The organism is Nonlabens dokdonensis, assembly GCF_002162835.1.
GTDB classification, from domain to species: domain Bacteria; phylum Bacteroidota; class Bacteroidia; order Flavobacteriales; family Flavobacteriaceae; genus Nonlabens; species Nonlabens dokdonensis_B.
Genome location: NZ_MAAX01000154.1, coordinates 39,407 through 55,242, shown reverse-complemented (window position 1 = coordinate 55,242; position 15,836 = coordinate 39,407). Strand labels below are relative to the sequence as shown.

Annotated in this window: 17 protein-coding genes; 6 read left to right on the top strand and 11 right to left on the bottom strand. The window is 34.6% G+C overall.

The features are described from left to right. Nucleotides 1–71 precede the first annotated feature (71 nt). Both A9Q93_RS10115 and lysA read right to left on the bottom strand, forming a co-directional pair. Complete coding sequence (locus A9Q93_RS10115) at nucleotides 72–956, bottom strand: DUF808 domain-containing protein (protein ID WP_303687281.1); 885 nt, start codon at nucleotides 954–956, stop codon at nucleotides 72–74. 141 nt (nucleotides 957–1,097) lie between these two features. Beyond that, nucleotides 1,098–2,321, bottom strand: coding sequence for a diaminopimelate decarboxylase (gene lysA / locus A9Q93_RS10110; protein ID WP_303687280.1), 1,224 nt, complete (start codon nucleotides 2,319–2,321; stop codon nucleotides 1,098–1,100). A gap of 201 nt (nucleotides 2,322–2,522) precedes the next feature. On the opposite strand from lysA, the gene sucC reads away from it, so the two are divergent. Next, on the top strand, nucleotides 2,523–3,719 hold the full coding sequence (gene sucC, locus A9Q93_RS10105; RefSeq protein ID WP_303687279.1) for an ADP-forming succinate--CoA ligase subunit beta: 1,197 nt from the start codon (nucleotides 2,523–2,525) through the stop codon (nucleotides 3,717–3,719). A 94-nt stretch (nucleotides 3,720–3,813) separates the two neighbouring features. Here the strand turns inward: sucC and A9Q93_RS10100 are convergent, their stop codons facing one another. The 3 genes from A9Q93_RS10100 to aroB form a co-directional block, all read right to left on the bottom strand. After that, nucleotides 3,814–4,044 carry a hypothetical protein gene (locus A9Q93_RS10100; protein ID WP_303687278.1) on the bottom strand — a complete coding sequence of 77 codons (231 nt, stop codon included), beginning with the start codon at nucleotides 4,042–4,044 and terminating at the stop codon, nucleotides 3,814–3,816. 70 nt (nucleotides 4,045–4,114) lie between these two features. Next, nucleotides 4,115–4,423, bottom strand: a complete 309-nt coding sequence (locus A9Q93_RS10095) for a hypothetical protein (RefSeq protein ID WP_303687277.1) — start codon at nucleotides 4,421–4,423, stop codon at nucleotides 4,115–4,117. A 79-nt stretch (nucleotides 4,424–4,502) separates the two neighbouring features. After that, nucleotides 4,503–5,567, bottom strand: a complete 1,065-nt coding sequence (gene aroB, locus A9Q93_RS10090; RefSeq protein WP_303687276.1) for a 3-dehydroquinate synthase — start codon at nucleotides 5,565–5,567, stop codon at nucleotides 4,503–4,505. Nucleotides 5,568–5,698: 131 nt separating this feature from the next. On the opposite strand from aroB, the gene A9Q93_RS10085 reads away from it, so the two are divergent. Next, nucleotides 5,699–6,868: a proline dehydrogenase family protein gene (locus A9Q93_RS10085; protein ID WP_303687275.1), complete on the top strand. Its 1,170-nt coding sequence runs from the start codon at nucleotides 5,699–5,701 to the stop codon at nucleotides 6,866–6,868. 21 nt (nucleotides 6,869–6,889) lie between these two features. Here the strand turns inward: A9Q93_RS10085 and A9Q93_RS10080 are convergent, their stop codons facing one another. From A9Q93_RS10080 to A9Q93_RS10055, 6 genes are all read right to left on the bottom strand, one after another. Next, complete coding sequence (locus A9Q93_RS10080; RefSeq protein WP_303687274.1) at nucleotides 6,890–7,264, bottom strand: DUF4258 domain-containing protein; 375 nt, start codon at nucleotides 7,262–7,264, stop codon at nucleotides 6,890–6,892. A gap of 6 nt (nucleotides 7,265–7,270) precedes the next feature. Continuing rightward, the gene (locus A9Q93_RS10075; RefSeq protein WP_303687273.1) at nucleotides 7,271–8,470 is read right to left on the bottom strand and encodes an alanine dehydrogenase; all 1,200 of its coding nucleotides are present in this window, start codon (nucleotides 8,468–8,470) and stop codon (nucleotides 7,271–7,273) included. 34 nt (nucleotides 8,471–8,504) lie between these two features. Then, a complete protein-coding gene (locus tag A9Q93_RS10070; protein ID WP_303687272.1) occupies nucleotides 8,505–8,996 on the bottom strand; it encodes a hypothetical protein in 492 nt (163 codons plus the stop codon). Between the two features lie 73 nt (nucleotides 8,997–9,069). Next, nucleotides 9,070–9,222, bottom strand: coding sequence for a hypothetical protein (locus A9Q93_RS10065; RefSeq protein ID WP_303687271.1), 153 nt, complete (start codon nucleotides 9,220–9,222; stop codon nucleotides 9,070–9,072). 157 nt (nucleotides 9,223–9,379) lie between these two features. Then, nucleotides 9,380–9,796: a tRNA (adenosine(37)-N6)-threonylcarbamoyltransferase complex ATPase subunit type 1 TsaE gene (tsaE, locus tag A9Q93_RS10060; protein ID WP_303687270.1), complete on the bottom strand. Its 417-nt coding sequence runs from the start codon at nucleotides 9,794–9,796 to the stop codon at nucleotides 9,380–9,382. Then, nucleotides 9,796–11,346: a response regulator gene (locus A9Q93_RS10055; protein WP_303687269.1), complete on the bottom strand. Its 1,551-nt coding sequence runs from the start codon at nucleotides 11,344–11,346 to the stop codon at nucleotides 9,796–9,798. Before A9Q93_RS10055 ends, tsaE begins: the two co-directional genes overlap by 1 nt. Nucleotides 11,347–11,377: 31 nt before the next feature. On the opposite strand from A9Q93_RS10055, the gene A9Q93_RS10050 reads away from it, so the two are divergent. Genes A9Q93_RS10050 through lpxA form a run of 4 tightly spaced genes read left to right on the top strand, consistent with a single transcriptional unit; the run spans nucleotide 11,378 to nucleotide 15,834 of the window. After that, a complete protein-coding gene (locus A9Q93_RS10050; protein WP_303687268.1) occupies nucleotides 11,378–12,604 on the top strand; it encodes an HD domain-containing protein in 1,227 nt (408 codons plus the stop codon). 23 nt (nucleotides 12,605–12,627) lie between these two features. Then, nucleotides 12,628–13,647, top strand: coding sequence for a UDP-3-O-(3-hydroxymyristoyl)glucosamine N-acyltransferase (gene lpxD / locus A9Q93_RS10045; protein WP_303687267.1), 1,020 nt, complete (start codon nucleotides 12,628–12,630; stop codon nucleotides 13,645–13,647). Between the two features lies 1 nt (nucleotide 13,648). Beyond that, nucleotides 13,649–15,049 (top strand): bifunctional UDP-3-O-[3-hydroxymyristoyl] N-acetylglucosamine deacetylase/3-hydroxyacyl-ACP dehydratase, encoded by a 1,401-nt coding sequence (locus A9Q93_RS10040; RefSeq protein WP_303687266.1) that lies wholly within the window; start codon nucleotides 13,649–13,651, stop codon nucleotides 15,047–15,049. Continuing rightward, a complete protein-coding gene (lpxA, locus tag A9Q93_RS10035) occupies nucleotides 15,049–15,834 on the top strand; it encodes an acyl-ACP--UDP-N-acetylglucosamine O-acyltransferase (RefSeq protein ID WP_303687265.1) in 786 nt (261 codons plus the stop codon). Before A9Q93_RS10040 ends, lpxA begins: the two co-directional genes overlap by 1 nt. The last annotated feature ends 2 nt before the right edge of the window (nucleotides 15,835–15,836 follow it).

The window sequence follows — 15,836 nt, the reverse complement described above, 5'->3', positions numbered from 1 at the left end:
TCTATAGTAGTTCCGCTTTCGCGAAAGCGAGATCATAACCGACATCCTTAAATAAATAGATAGCTAAAATTTTAATGACTTGCTGCTCTACCTCTCAAGAATATAGCTTTAAAAAGTTTAAAAACTCCTAGAGAAATAATTCCTACAACTAGTCCAGTCAAGAACTCTGCGACTATAGATGGAAGGCCATGCAATAATTCTTCGATCATATGTATGTTATGTAAAAAGATGCCACCAGCGACTAGTAATAAGGCGATAGTACCTATTACCGAAAGACTCTTGATGATCCATGGTAACGCATTTACTAGAAAGGTTCCAATAATTTTTGAAAAACCTTTTTTACCGTTACTTAATCTTATTAACCGTATTCCTAGATCGTCCATTCTTACTATTCCAGCAACTATTCCATAAACTCCTATAGTAGCAATTATGGCAACCACAGAAACCACTAAAATTTGATTTAGTATAGGTTCTTCAGTTACAGTGCTTAAGGCGATGATTACTATTTCAACTGACAGTATGAAATCAGTCACGATGGCGCTCTTTATTTTATCCTTTTCTAGTTCAAGAATTTCTTTTTCTGTCATTTCTGGAGCAGCAATAGCTGTTTCAGATTTTTCATGCGGGATGATCCATTCATAAATTTTTTCGGCTCCTTCAAAAGCCAGGTAGATAGCACCTAATAGCAAAATAATTGTTACCACTATAGGGACAAATGCACTCAGCAAGAAAGCGACAGGTAAAATAATTAATTTGTTTAAAAATGATCCTTTAGTAATTGCCCATAGAACAGGAATTTCTCTCGAAGAAACAAAACCAGAGGCTTTTTCAGCATTTACAGCTAGATCATCTCCTAGAATACCAGCAGTTTTTTTAGTAGCAATTTTACTCATCGAGGCTACGTCATCCATGAGAACACCTATATCATCTAGTAAAGCAAAAAATCCTGAAGCCATTAATTATTTATTATTGATTAAGAAACAAAAGTAATTTATTTCAATGGGTAGACCATGAAAACTTGAAGTAAGCAGGACCATAGAAAAATAAAAAAGCCCAACGTTTTAGTTGAGCTTGATTATAATAGAAATAGATACTAATTAAGAAATAACTAGCTCTTCAAAGTTTAGTTGATGTTGACCTTTTAAAATATCCTTCATAGTTTCTCGCTCTCTTATAAGGTGAGCCGCTCCATCATACCATAGCACCTCTGCAGGACGATATCGGGAATTATAATTGCTCGCCATAGAAAAACAGTAGGCACCAGCATTTGAAAATGAAAGTATGTCGCCTTCTGTAATTTCTGAGATCTGACGGTTGTTTGCAAAAGTATCTGTTTCACAAATATATCCTACCACACTATAAAATCTATTTTTACCTCCTGGATTTGAAATATTCTTAATCCCATGATAAGAGCCATAGAGCATAGGTCTAATTAAATGATTAAAACCAGAATCAACTCCTGCAAACACGGTAGATGTAGTTTGTTTCACAACATTTACTTGTGCTAGAAAATGACCAGCTTCACTTACAAGAAATTTACCAGGTTCAAACGCCATAGTTATATCACGACCATAACTTTTACAAAAAGCATTAAAGCGCTCGCTTAGCTGCTCGCCTAGATCTTCTATGTCTGTAGAAACATCACCTTCTTTATAAGGTACTTTAAATCCACTACCGAAGTCTATAAACTCTAGATCTTTAAACTTAGCCGCAGTTTCAAAAAGAATTTCTGTAGCATATAAAAACACACCTATATCTAAGATATCACTACCAGTATGCATATGCACACCGTTTACCGTCATACCTGTATTCTCTACAATTCTTAAAATATGAGGTATCTGGTGAATTGAAATACCAAATTTACTATCTATATGTCCTACAGAAATATTTGCATTACCACCAGCCATTACATGAGGATTGATTCTAATACAAACTGGCGTTCTAGGATGTTTAGAGCCGAATTGTTCTAGGATGGATAGATTATCAATATTTATTTGCACTCCTTTTTCTGCCACCTTTTCAATCTCTTCAAGAGATACTCCATTAGGTGTAAAAATTATTTTTTTAGGATCTACACCAGCGGCTAGGCCTAATTCTACCTCTTGTAGACTCACGGTATCGAGTCCAGCGCCTAACTGTTTAAAAAGTTTCAAGATGGAGATGTTAGACAGTGCTTTTACAGCATAGTGTATTCTTAGGTTTTTCGCTTTCGCGAAAGCGGAAACTAAACGTTCATACTGCGCTACAATGACATTTGCATCATAGACATAGACCGGACTACCGTGTTCTCGAGCTATGCTTAATAAATCTTGATTATTCATGTTAAAAACTTAAGCCTACAAAAGTACTAGAGTGTGAAAAATAAAAGTGAATAAAATCTTAAAGTTTTTCAATAGAAATAGAAATAATGAAATCGATTATTTTATATCTCGATTTAAACATTCTTTTAGAAAGAATTCTTTTTCTTTAATGACTCACTTGCTTATTTTTGCTCTACTTAAATTGAACTTTAAAGAACATTTATGAATCTTCACGAATATCAAGGTAAAGAAATTCTCGCTAGTTATGGAGTAACCATACAAAGAGGTAAAGTCGCAACCACATCAGACGAGGCAGTTGCCGCAGCAAAAGCACTAACTGAGGAAACCGGTACAGGATGGCACGTTATTAAAGCACAAGTTCATGCAGGTGGACGTGGTAAAGGCGGTGGAGTTAAACTAGCAAAAAACCTTGATCAAGTAAAAGAAATCTCTGGTGAGATTATAGGAATGGATCTTGTAACGCCACAAACTAGTGCCGAAGGTAAGAGAGTACATCAAGTACTTGTAGCAGAGGATGTTTATGAGCCTGGAGAGGCAGAAATAGAAGAATTTTACATGTCTGTTCTCCTAGACCGTGCTCAAGGTAAAAACATGATTATGTATTCTACTGAAGGTGGAATGGATATTGAAACTGTTGCAGAAGAAACGCCACATTTAATTTTTACTGAAACTATTGATCCAGCTCATGGATTACAAGGTTTTCAAGCAAGACGCATTGCTTTTAACTTAGGTTTAAGCGGTAAAGCATTTAAAGAGATGACTAAATTTGTTAACTCTCTATACAATGCATACGTAGGATCTGATAGCGCGTTATTTGAAATCAACCCAGTTTTAAAAGCGTCTAATAATACTATTATAGCAGTAGATTGTAAGATCACTCTAGATGAGAATGCATTATTCCGCCACAAAGATCTTGCTGAGTTAAGAGACACTCGTGAAGAAAACCCTACTGAAGTAGAGGCAAAAGCGGTAGGCTTGAACTATGTAGATCTAGATGGTAACGTAGGTTGTATGGTAAATGGAGCAGGACTTGCTATGGCAACAATGGACCTTATTAAACAAGCTGGTGGTGATCCAGCAAACTTCTTAGATGTAGGTGGTACTGCAGATGCTAAGAGAGTAGAAGAAGCGTTCCGTATCATTCTTAAAGATGATAAAGTAGAGGCAATTCTTGTAAACATTTTTGGTGGTATCGTAAGGTGTGACCGTGTTGCACAAGGTATTGTAGATGCTTATAAAAATATGGGTGATGCAATCAAAGTGCCTATTATCGTAAGATTACAAGGTACAAATGCCGAAATCGCAAAAGAATTAATCGACAGCTCAGGACTAGATGTTCAAAGTGCTGTAGAATTTCAAGAAGCGGCTGACAAAGTTCAAGCAGTATTGAATAAATAATTAGATAACACTATTTATAGTAAAAAAGCCACGCAATTTGCGTGGCTTTTTTTGTTTGTCTAGAAACGGTTTGAATTAAACTAATGTTTGATTTTTATACTAAGGTATCATTTGTCTCCCTATTCTTTTGAGCTTTGTAGCTCATGTAAATCGTTATAGCAGTACTTAAAATTATAGGTAGGCTTATCATGATTACTTCACTTAAAAAGTTTTTCCATTTAAAATATTGCAGTTGAAAATGAATGTCACTCAAGTAGAATAAACTAGCGATAAGCATTGTGATAATAGCGATAATTACCAAAATCTTATAAGGCGCCTTTTTCATAAGTACTGTTGCTTTTACTAAGACGCAAATTGAATGAAATAATCGAAGATTGTCATCAAGGTCAGTATTTTTAATCCTCGTCCTGTTCAGCTTTTTTAATGTCCTCGACAGTTATTTCAGGAAGAGCATCAGGATCTGCCATTTCTTTTTCAGAATAATCATCTTCATCAAAGGATTCCATTTGCATAGAAAGACGTTTAGAAATTTTTACTAAATATTTTGTGTCTTCAGTAATGACTTCTACTGCTTCTATAGTTTCATACTTATGGTTTTTAAATGATATCACATCATCATCACCATATCCATCAGGATATTTTTCTACTAATAAAGCCAGAACTTCTGGCGTAAGTTTTTTGTAATCAACAATTATATTTCTCATTGTAAACACGTATTATTCCTACCGAAAGTAGATGCTTTTTTTTAATTTACAAAACAAATAAAAGGGTATAATTATTAAATTATAGCAATTTAAAGGCTGCTATTACATCTTCCTGTGGCACCACTTGATCTGTAACAAAATTGCCTATTGACTGTAGTAGAACAAAACGTATCTGTCCATTTACATTTTTCTTGTCATGTGTCATTAATTCTAACATTTTAGAGACTTCTGACTGAGAAAAAGAAAGTTTTAAATTTAAGTTTTTATACCAGCTTTCTATTTCTTGAAACTCATTCTTGCTTAAGCCAGTATGTAAATGACTTAAATATGACTCAAGATACAAACCTGCAGCTATAGCTTCACCGTGTAATAAACGAGGTTGATTTTCACTTGATAAACAGTAGGATTCAATTGCATGTCCTATAGTATGCCCATAGTTAAGAGATTTACGAGCTCCGTTTTCAAAAGGATCGCTTTTCACCACATCATTTTTAATAACCACGCTTTGATAAATTAGACTTTCAAATAATTCTGAAAAATAATTATCCTCAATCTCTACCATGTTATCCCAGTAAATACGATCTGCGATTAATCCGTGTTTAAACATTTCAATAGAGCCATTAAGTAATTGTCTTTGGTCTAAAGTTTTTAGGAATCTTGTATCTATTAAAGTCATTTGTGGTGGAGCAATAACTCCTATTTGATTTTTAAGATGACCTAAATCCACACCATTTTTACCTCCTATAGCAGCGTCTACCATACCTAAAACTGTAGTAGGGATATGAATAAACGCAATACCTCTTTTAATAGTAGATGCCACAAAACCTCCTAGGTCAGTAATAACGCCACCACCTAAGTTTATAAGTAAACTATTGCGATCACAACCTAGTTCTACCATTGCGCTCCATACGCCGCTGCACGTCTCTATATTTTTAAATTCTTCACCAGCATCAATTTCAATTACTTCTATGCGAGCAGTAGTATTTAATTGAGGCATAAATAAAGGATAACAATTCTCCATAGTGTTTTCATCAACTAATATGAAAATACAACTAGGTTCTTTAGTAGCTATAAAATTATTCAGCTCAGAATAGGCGTTAGAATTAAAATGTATAGTGTAATTGTCATTAATAATGGAGTCCATAGAATAGTAACTGTAAAAATTATATTTGTTCCGCTTTCGCGAAAGCGAGATTCAAAATAGATCTTGTTATGAAACCCCAAAAGTAGCGTCTATATGATTAAAATAAATATATATGCAATTATATTTGTGATATGAACGAAAACCCTTTTAATAATACAGCAAACGCTTTTTCTTTAAAGTCTGACAAAGAACTTAAGAAGGCTCATTTTATTTTTAGTTCTATGTCTAAGCCATGGCTGGTAGATCTAGGATCAAAGGCTACCATGCTGGCTTTAAAATGGAATCTACCGGTCAAAGGTGTAATAAAGGACACTGTATTCCAGCAGTTTTGCGGTGGTACGACTGACGAGGAGTGTATGCCGCTAGTAGAAAAAATGTTTGAGAAAGGTGTGAGTTCCATTCTAGATTATTCTGTAGAAGGTAAAGAAAATGAGGCAGATTTTGATGCTGTGGTAGGTAAAAAATTAACACTTATTCATATGGCAAGTGAAAATAATGCATTGCCCTTTGAAGTAGTGAAGCCTACTGGTATAGGACGTTTTTATATATGGCAAAAGATTACTGAAAAAAAGCCTCTTACCGAAGTTGAAGAGCTAGAATGGGAGCGTATTTATAATAGAGTAGACTTACTGTGCAAAACTGCTGTAGATAATGATATCGCGCTCTTATTTGATGGTGAAGAAACCTGGATGCAAGATGCGGCTGATGATTTAATACGCGAGATGATGTTGAAATATAACCATGGAAAGGCATACATCTATAATACCATCCAGTGTTATAGACATGATCGTCTAGATTATATCATGGAATTATATGAAGATGCAAAAGCAAATAATTATATAGTAGGCGCAAAAATTGTAAGAGGTGCATACATGGAAAAGGAGCGCGAGCGAGCTATTAAATATGGATACGATAGCCCTATTTGTAAAGACAAAGAGGCTACAGATGAGATGTTTAACTATGTAATGCATTACATTCTGGACAGACTAGATGTCATAAAATTATGCATAGGAACTCATAATGAAGCCAGCACACTAGATGCTATGAAAACTCTTGAAAATAAGGGTCTAGAACCTAATACTGAAGACGTATGGTTTGGTCAATTATATGGAATGAGTGATAACCTTACATTTAATCTTGCTGCTTTAGGACATCGTACGTTCAAGATTCTGCCTTTTGGACCTATAGAAGATGTGATGCCTTATCTTATAAGAAGAGCTCAAGAGAATACTTCAGTAGCAGGGCAAACTGGTAGAGAATTAACACTTATAAAACAAGAAATGAAAAGAAGAGGAATTTAAATTCCTCTTCTTTTTGTGCTTTTATTGACTTAAGACTTTCACGACTTTTACGTATCGCTCGCAATTTTGAACCCAAAGTGAGGTGTTTTTGAGTTCTTTCTTTCCAGAAATATGATAAAAATTACAAGGAATTGTATCTGTATTAGATTTTGAAAAATCTACATTTCCATATTTGAGAATAAGTTGAATATCTAAAGTATCGATTTTTCTTTCTTCTAGCATAGTACGCATTTCTGGAGAGAAGCGTACAAAGTTTTTCCTACGTATATCATTTAGAACACGATCTTCAGGTAACCAGGTGCATTGTGTTCTTTTTCCTGTTAGAAAAAATATCAAGAACACCATACCTATCGCAAAACCACCACCGTAAAAACCTAGTCTTTTTATAAACTTCATATTGTTTTAAAATATGAGCAAATTTACATCGGTATGCGATAAATCATACCATTGACCTACTGATTTGTTTGTAACAATTCCATGATATAGATAAATACCACATTTGAGACCTTGATCCATGCGTATGGCGTGTTCAATTCCTCCATCATTTGCAATATTCATGATGTATGGTGTAAACATATTGCTTAATGCAACACTAGCTGTTTTTGAATACCTAGATGGTATATTAGGTACACAATAATGTGTCACACCTAATTTACTATAGGTAGGTTTATCATGATTTGTAACTTCACTGGTCTCAAAACAACCTCCCATATCTATACTTACATCAATGATTACAGCACCGCTTTTCATATTCTCTACCATTTGCTGTGAGACTACAACAGGAGTTCTATTTTCACCAGTGAGTGCTCCTATAGCCACATCACACCTTCTCAATGCTTTAGATAGATATTTAGGTTGTATGGTAGATGTGTAAACTTGTTGATTTACTTTGTTCTGCACATTGCGCAGCTTTGAAATGGAATTATCAAATATTTTAACATTGGCACCTAGACCTATAGCTGTTCTAGCGGCAAACTCACCGACTACTCCAGCGCCTAGAATTACTACATCTATAGGTGGAACACCGGTAATATTACCGAATAACTGACCGGTTCTATTTTCTCCACTAGATAAGATTTCTGAAGCAATTAATACTGAAGCTACACCTGAGATCTCGCTTAAAGCGTTAACTGCTGTAAATTGACCTTCGTCATCAGTTATAAATTCATAAGCGAGTGCAGTAACTTTTTTCTCAGCTAGTTTTTTAAAATATTGTTGGTTTTGTGTTTTTAGCTGTAGTGCGGATATAAGAACAGATTGCGGCTTTATCATTTCTATTTCTTTCAAAGAAGGCGGTGCTACTTTGAGAATGGTAGGGCATGAGAATACTTTAGAAGTGTCTGATGTCATTTCAGCACCTGCATTAGCATAGTCTTTGTCTGAAAAATTGCTTGCTATCCCAGCTCCTTTTTCAATTAAAATGCGATGTCCGTGCGCACAAACTGCCGCAACTGCATCAGGCGTTAAGCATATACGTTTTTCTTGATGCTGCGTTTCTTTAGGGATTCCTATGAATAATTCTTTCTTTGTAATGGTCACCTCTAGTCGCTCTTCTTGAGGAATAAGTTGGTCTTTAGTAAATGGTGTGGAGAATGAAGACATTACTTAATTTATATTTTCTTATTTAAAAAATAGACTACTTGAACCAGCGATCACTTGGTTTTTTGATATCGTCTTCAATCTCACTTATGTCTATACCATGAATACGATCAAATACTTTGATTCGCGCGAGATAAGTAAGAGATAGTGATATAATCACAACTGGAACTATGAAATAAAGCTCTCCAGAATCAATATAGGTAGAAGAGAAGTCAAACAAGTTATAAAGTTGAAAAGCGTACAGACTGATAGGAATTATGATAACATGGTACCACCAATGCTTACATGTCAAGAACCAAATGATCAATAAAATTAATGGCACTAACTTTTGAAAAAGGATCCACGATGCCATTAGTCGATTATCATCAAAAGATTTAGATAGAGAATTGAATAACTTAGTATCCCATAACCAGTCAGGTAAGGCTTCATAATAATAGAAAGCATAAGGTAAAACTGCCATAATCACAGCAACAGCGCTACCTATTGCTAATGCTTTGGCTCCTTTACTAGGCTGTCTTCTCGTAGTCATAGATAATTTTTAGAATGAAAAAAGCTCACTTCAAGTAAATGTAGTGAGCTTTTTTAATTATATCAAATTTATTTTAACCAGTTACTGGTGGCTTAAATTTTGCAAGTAATTTCTTTTCAATTTTTGAAGTTTTTGTTTCTTCTGGTTGAAATTGTACTGCTGCGCTAGCAAGGGATACACCGAAGATAGCCAATAAAGCTAACGCTTTAATAGATTTGTTGTTCATAATAAAAGGGTTTAAGTAAATAAGTGATACTAAATTACAAACAACAACCATAAATTTAGCAGTAATTTTTCACCTTTTCGATGAAATTCTATAACCGTATGTTAAACTACATAAATCTACTAAATAGGTATAGTAATCATTTCAGGAGTTAAAAATTTCAATCTTTTTGCACCGGTTTTAAACTAAGTTTTCTTGTGCTACTATCGATAATTTCAATAGTTAATTCCTGATATTCAGATAGAAAAGGCATGGCAAGCTCTGGCCATTCAATTAGTTGAAATGCATCTTTTATTAGATAATCTTCAAATCCTATATCGTATAGCTGCTCGGTATGTTCTATTCTGTATAAATCAAAATGCATAACGTCAACTTTACTACCCTTATATTCATTTACTAGACTGAAAGTAGGTGAGGTGATCTCATCTGTAACACCTAATTGATGGCACAGCGCTTTAATCAGGGTTGTTTTGCCTGCTCCCATGGGAGCATTGAATAATAGTACTTGTGATTTTAAATGTGCTAGAATTTTTGCAGCTGCATTATCTATTTCTGATAATTTATAAGTAAACTCCATTATCTTGGTTCAAATATGACAAAAGGTATTAGCATTTCTTCTAAAGAAACACCTCCGTGCTGGTAAGTATTTCTATAGTAACTAACGTAGTGGTTATAATTATTAGGATAGGCAAAGAACAAATCTCCTTTAGCAAAAATAAAACTGCTGCTCATGTTAATCTTTGGTAATTTAATACTACTAGGATCTTTTGCGGCAAGTACGTCCTTATCTTCATAAGACAAGCTTCTACCAGTTTTATACCTTAAATTTAAACTGGTGTTTTTATCACCTATTACTTTGCTAGGTGAAGTTACATTTATAGTTCCATGGTCAGTGGTAAGGATAAGTTTAAAACCTAGTTCTTGACCTTTTTGTATAATATCAAACAGTGGAGAGTTCTTGAACCAGCTCAAGGTTAAAGATCTGTAGCTCTTGTCGTTGCTGGCTAGTTCTTTGATTACTTCCATTTCCGTTTTAGAATGGGAAAGCATGTCTACAAAATTGTATACCACAACCGTCAAGTCATTGTCCTTTTGACTTTTAAAATTGTCAGCTAGTTTACGACCCTTGTTTTCATTAGTAATCTTATGATATTGATGAGTGATATTTAAATTCAGTCGTTTTAATTGAGCCGTTAGAAATGCATTTTCATGCATGTTCTTTCCGCCTTCATCAGTGTCATCTAGCCACAAATCAGGATGTCTTTTCTTCATGTCTTCTGGCATTAGACCAGAAAACAAAGCATTTCTCGCATATTGTGTTGCGGTAGGTAGAATGGAACAATAGGTCTCTTCCTCTACTTTTTTGTAATAATTATTGATCAAATTTTCAAATACTCTATATTGGTCATATCTCAAATTGTCTACGACAACTAACAGTACAGGTTGATCTTTTTTTAAATGTGGTGCTATTCTTTCCTTAAATAAATTATGACTTAATATAGGGTTGTCTTCATCACCATCAAACCACTCTGGATAGTTCCTATCTATAAATTTGCAGAATTGCTGATTTGCTTCATTTTTCTGGGCCTGCAAAATTTCAAACATACCAGAGTCGTCCACATCTTCTAGTTCTATTTCCCAATAAACTAATTTCTGATATAGTTGCACCCATTCTTCATAACTATTGATCATGGACATGTCCATAGCTATCTTTCTAAATTCTCGCTGGTAATCGCTTATAGTTTTATCATTAATAAGTCTAGAATGATCTAGATTTTTCTTTACAGCGAGTAAAATTTGATTAGGATTAACTGGTTTAATTAAGTAATCGGCTATTTTAGAACCTATTGCTTCTTCCATGATATATTCCTCTTCACTCTTAGTGATCATAATCACCGGTAGTTGAGCTTGCTTCTCTTTAATCTCATGCAAGGTCTCTAGACCAGTAAGTCCAGGCATATTTTCATCTAAAAAAATCAGGTCATAATTAGTCTCTTCAATCGCTTCGAGAGCTTCAGTACCGCTTATTCTAGTATCTATCTTATAACCTTTTTTCTCTAAAAAAATTATGTGAGGTTTTAATAAATCCACTTCATCATCTACCCAAAGTATTTTGATCTCTGCCATATCAGTATATTTGTATTAAAATGCTGTTCCCTTGAAACAACAGAACAAACTTAAAATATTAAACGATCCTATCTACGGTTTTATTTCGATTCCTTCAGAAGAGATTTTTAGTATCATAGAACATCCTTATTTTCAACGCCTGCGTAGGATTACACAAATGGGTCTAAGCTACTTAGTTTATCCAGGTGCTCATCATACCAGATTTCACCATGCGTTAGGCTGTATGCATTTAATGCAAAAAGCCGTACAAGTACTTAGATCTAAGTTAGTTGAAATATCTGAGGATGAAGAAGACGCGCTTTATAAGGCTATACTGCTACACGATATAGGGCATGGTCCATTTTCTCATGCATTAGAATATCAAATCATTAAAAACGTCACTCACGAGCAACTTTCATGTCATTTTATGAATGAATTAAATCGTAAGTTTAACGGTAGTTTAACGCTCGCTATTCAAATTTTCAAAGGTGAATACCACCGTCCGTTTATGTTAGAATTAATTTCTAGCCAGTTAGATATGGATCGTTTAGATTACTTGAAACGAGACAGTTTTTACACGGGCGTGGCAGAAGGTAACATAAATAGCCAGCGATTAATAACCATGCTCAATGTGGTAGATGATCAATTAGTCGTAGAAGAAAAAGGGCTTTATAGCGTGGAGAACTTCTTGTCTGGACGTCGTTTAATGTATTGGCAAGTGTACCTTCATAAAACAGGAATAGGTGCAGAGCATCTCTTGCAGTCCGTAATAAAACGTATAAAAGAACTGTTAGATAATGGTGTAGAAGTAAAGTTGCCTGATAACTTGAAATACTTTTTTAATAAAGATTTCTTCAGCTTTGAGGCTGATTCTAAAGATCTAGAACGCTTTTCTTTCCTAGACGATTCTGATATTATATATACACTTAAACTAGGTAGCGCGCATCGTGATTTTGTCTTAAGCGAGCTTTGTAAGATGATTTTAAATAGACAATTGCTCAAGATTAAATTTTCAGACAAGCCTATTCCGCAAAGAAAAGTGGATAAACACTTGAAAAAACTCCAGAAATCATATCAATTGACAGAGCAGGAAGCATCTTATTTTGTTTTTTCTGGTGATGTTGTTAATCTCGCTTACGCGAAAGCAAAACCCATACAAATACTTAATAAAAAAGGTAAATTGATAGAACTTATCAAAGCTGGAAAAGAAGATAGCTTCAAAGCATTGCTCAAAGAAGTGAAAAAATATTACTGTTGCTATCCTAAGCTACAAGATTGATATAAATTAGTACTTTTGCGATAATGAAATTTACCATTAAACAAATTGCAGACATCTTAGACGGAACCATTGTAGGTGACCCATCTATTGAAGTTGATAAACTCTCTAAAATAGAAGAAGGTGAATCAGGAAGTTTGAGTTTTCTATCTAATGCAAAGTACACACCTTACTTGTATACTACAAAGGCAAGTGCTGTTATCATAAATAAAGATTTTACCTTAGATCAAGATGTAGACTGTTCCTTAATAAGAGTGGAAGACGCTTACCTTGCTTTTTCAAAGTTGCTCGAGTATTATCAAATGGCCAAAAATAATAAGACGGGAATTGAGCAACCTTCTTTTGTTCATGATAGTGCTTCTTACGGTGCAGACTTTTATTTGGCAGCATTTAGTTACATAGGAGAAAATGTAAGCATAGGTGATAATGTAAAAATATATCCTAACGTAACTATAGGTGATAATGTTACCATCGGGAGTAATTGTATTATTCAATCTGGAGCACAAATAATGGCAGATACTGTTATAGGTAATCAAGTTTCTATCAACTCTGGTAGCGTTATAGGTGCAGATGGTTTTGGATACGCTCCTAAAGAAGATGGTAGTTATTCAAAGATTCCACAAACCGGTAATGTAATTATTGAAGATAATGTAAATATTGGTGCACTTACTACTATAGATAAGGCCACTTTAGGTAGTACTATAATTAAATCTGGGGTGAAATTAGATAACCAGATTCAAGTAGCTCATAATGTAGAAATAGGAGAGAATACAGTCATAGCAGCACAGACTGGTATTGCTGGGTCTGCAAAAATTGGTAAAAACTGTAGAATAGGTGGACAAGTAGGGATCGCTGGGCACATAGAAATAGAAGATAACGTAGGAATACAAGCCCAAAGTGGGATAGGAAGGAAATTAAAAAGCGGCGCTATAGTTCAAGGTTCTCCAGCATTTGATTTTGGAGACTGGAATAGAAGCTATGTTTTATTTAAAAATTTAAGAAAAATTGAATCGAGAATCACTGATCTTGAGAAAAAAATAAGGTGAAATGACGGTAACAGAATTCAAACAAACGACGATAAAAGACGAAGTAACCCTATCTGGAGTAGGATTGCATACTGGTAATAAAGTTACCCTTGTCTTTAAGCCAGCTCCAGAAAATCATGGATACGCCTTTCAAAGAGTTGATCTAGAAGGAAGTCCGATTATTGAGGCAAGTGCCAGCTACGTAACTGATACTAAAAGAGGAACTACTTTAGATAAAAGAGGTGTTCAAATAAATACATGTGAGCATGTTCTTGCAGCCTTAGTAGGTTTAGAAATTGATAACTGCTTGATTGAGATAGATAGTAGCGAGCCACCTATTATGGATGGTTCATCAAAGTTTTTTGTAGAAGCATTAGAAAAAGCAGGTAAAGTAGAGCTAGATCAGTTTAGAGAAGAATATGTCATTAAGGAAGTTATTTCTTATAAAGATGAAGAAACTGGTAGTGAGATTATTGTGATGCCGTCAGATTCCTATCAGATTACTACGATGGTAGATTTTGGTACTAAAGTTTTAGGTACTCAAAATGCCACTCTAGAAAAACTGAGCAATTTTAAAGATGAAATCTCTAGTTCAAGAACGTTTAGTTTTTTACATGAGATTGAAATGTTATTAGAACATGGGCTTATTAAAGGTGGTGATTTAAATAACGCTATTGTCTATGTAGATAAAGAGCTGTCTGAGAAAACAACCGAAAGTCTTAAAAAAGCGTTTGATAAAGATAATATTACTATAAGACCTAACGGTATACTAGATAACCTAGAGTTGCATCACCCTAATGAGGCTGCACGACACAAATTGCTAGATGTTATAGGTGACCTAGCTTTAATAGGTTATAGAATAAGAGGTAAAGTCATTGCGACTAAACCGGGACACTTTGTAAATACGCAATTTGCAAAGAAGTTATCAAAGATTATCAAGAAGGACATAAAAGATAATGTACCTCAAGTAGATATCAACAAAGAGCCTCTAATGGATGTTGTTCAAATAATGAACGTACTTCCACATAGACCACCATTTCTTCTTATCGATAAGATTTTTGAATTGTCAGACTCACATGTGGTAGGTTTAAAAAATGTTACGATGAATGAGCCATTCTTCGTAGGACATTTTCCTGGACAGCCAGTAATGCCCGGAGTTTTAATAGTAGAGGCAATGGCGCAAACTGGTGGTATTTTAGTATTAAGTACAGTACCAGATCCAGAAAATTATTTGACATTTTTCATGAAAATGGATAATGTAAAATTCAAAAGAAAAGTTTCTCCAGGAGACACACTTATATTTAAATGTGACCTTATATCGCCTATAAGAAGAGGTATATGTCACATGCAAGCTTATGCTTATGCAAATGGTATTCTTTGTGCCGAAGCTGAGTTAATGGCACAAATTTCAAAAGTAAAGTAATGAATCAACCACTCGCATACGTACATCCTGGCGCAAAAATCGCCAAAAATGTGGTCATTGAACCATTTACTACCATACACAATGATGTAGTAATAGGTGAAGGCTCATGGATAGGATCTAACGTTACCATAATGGAAGGTGCTCGCATCGGTAAAAACGTAAGTATTTTTCCTGGTGCTGTTATAAGCGCTATTCCTCAAGATAAGAAATTTGAAGATGAAGACACGGTAACTATAATAGGTGATAATACTACTATTAGAGAATGTGTAACTATTAACAGAGGTACTTCAGACAGGATGAAGACAGTTATCGGTAAAAATTGCTGGATAATGGCTTACTGTCATATAGCTCATGATTGTATAGTAGGAGATAATTGTATCTTTTCAAATAACAGCACACTAGCCGGACACATTACCGTAGGTGATCATGTAGTACTGGCAGGAATGGCTGCAGTACAACAATTTTGTCAGGTAGGAAGTCACGCATTTGTATCTGGTGGCTCATTAGTGCGTAAGGACGTTCCTCCTTATGTAAAAGCTGGTAGAGAACCTTTAAGTTATGTAGGTATCAATTCAGTTGGGCTGCGTAGAAGAGGTTTTGAATTAGAAAAGATTAGAGAAATACAAGATATTTACCGCATCCTTTATCAAAAGAATTACAATGTTTCTCAAGCGGTAGAAATTATAGAGGCAGAGATGAGTGCCACTCCAGAACGAGACGAAATATTAGAATTTATTAAAAACACAAAGCGAGGTATCATGAGAGGATACATCAGCAAACAATAGAA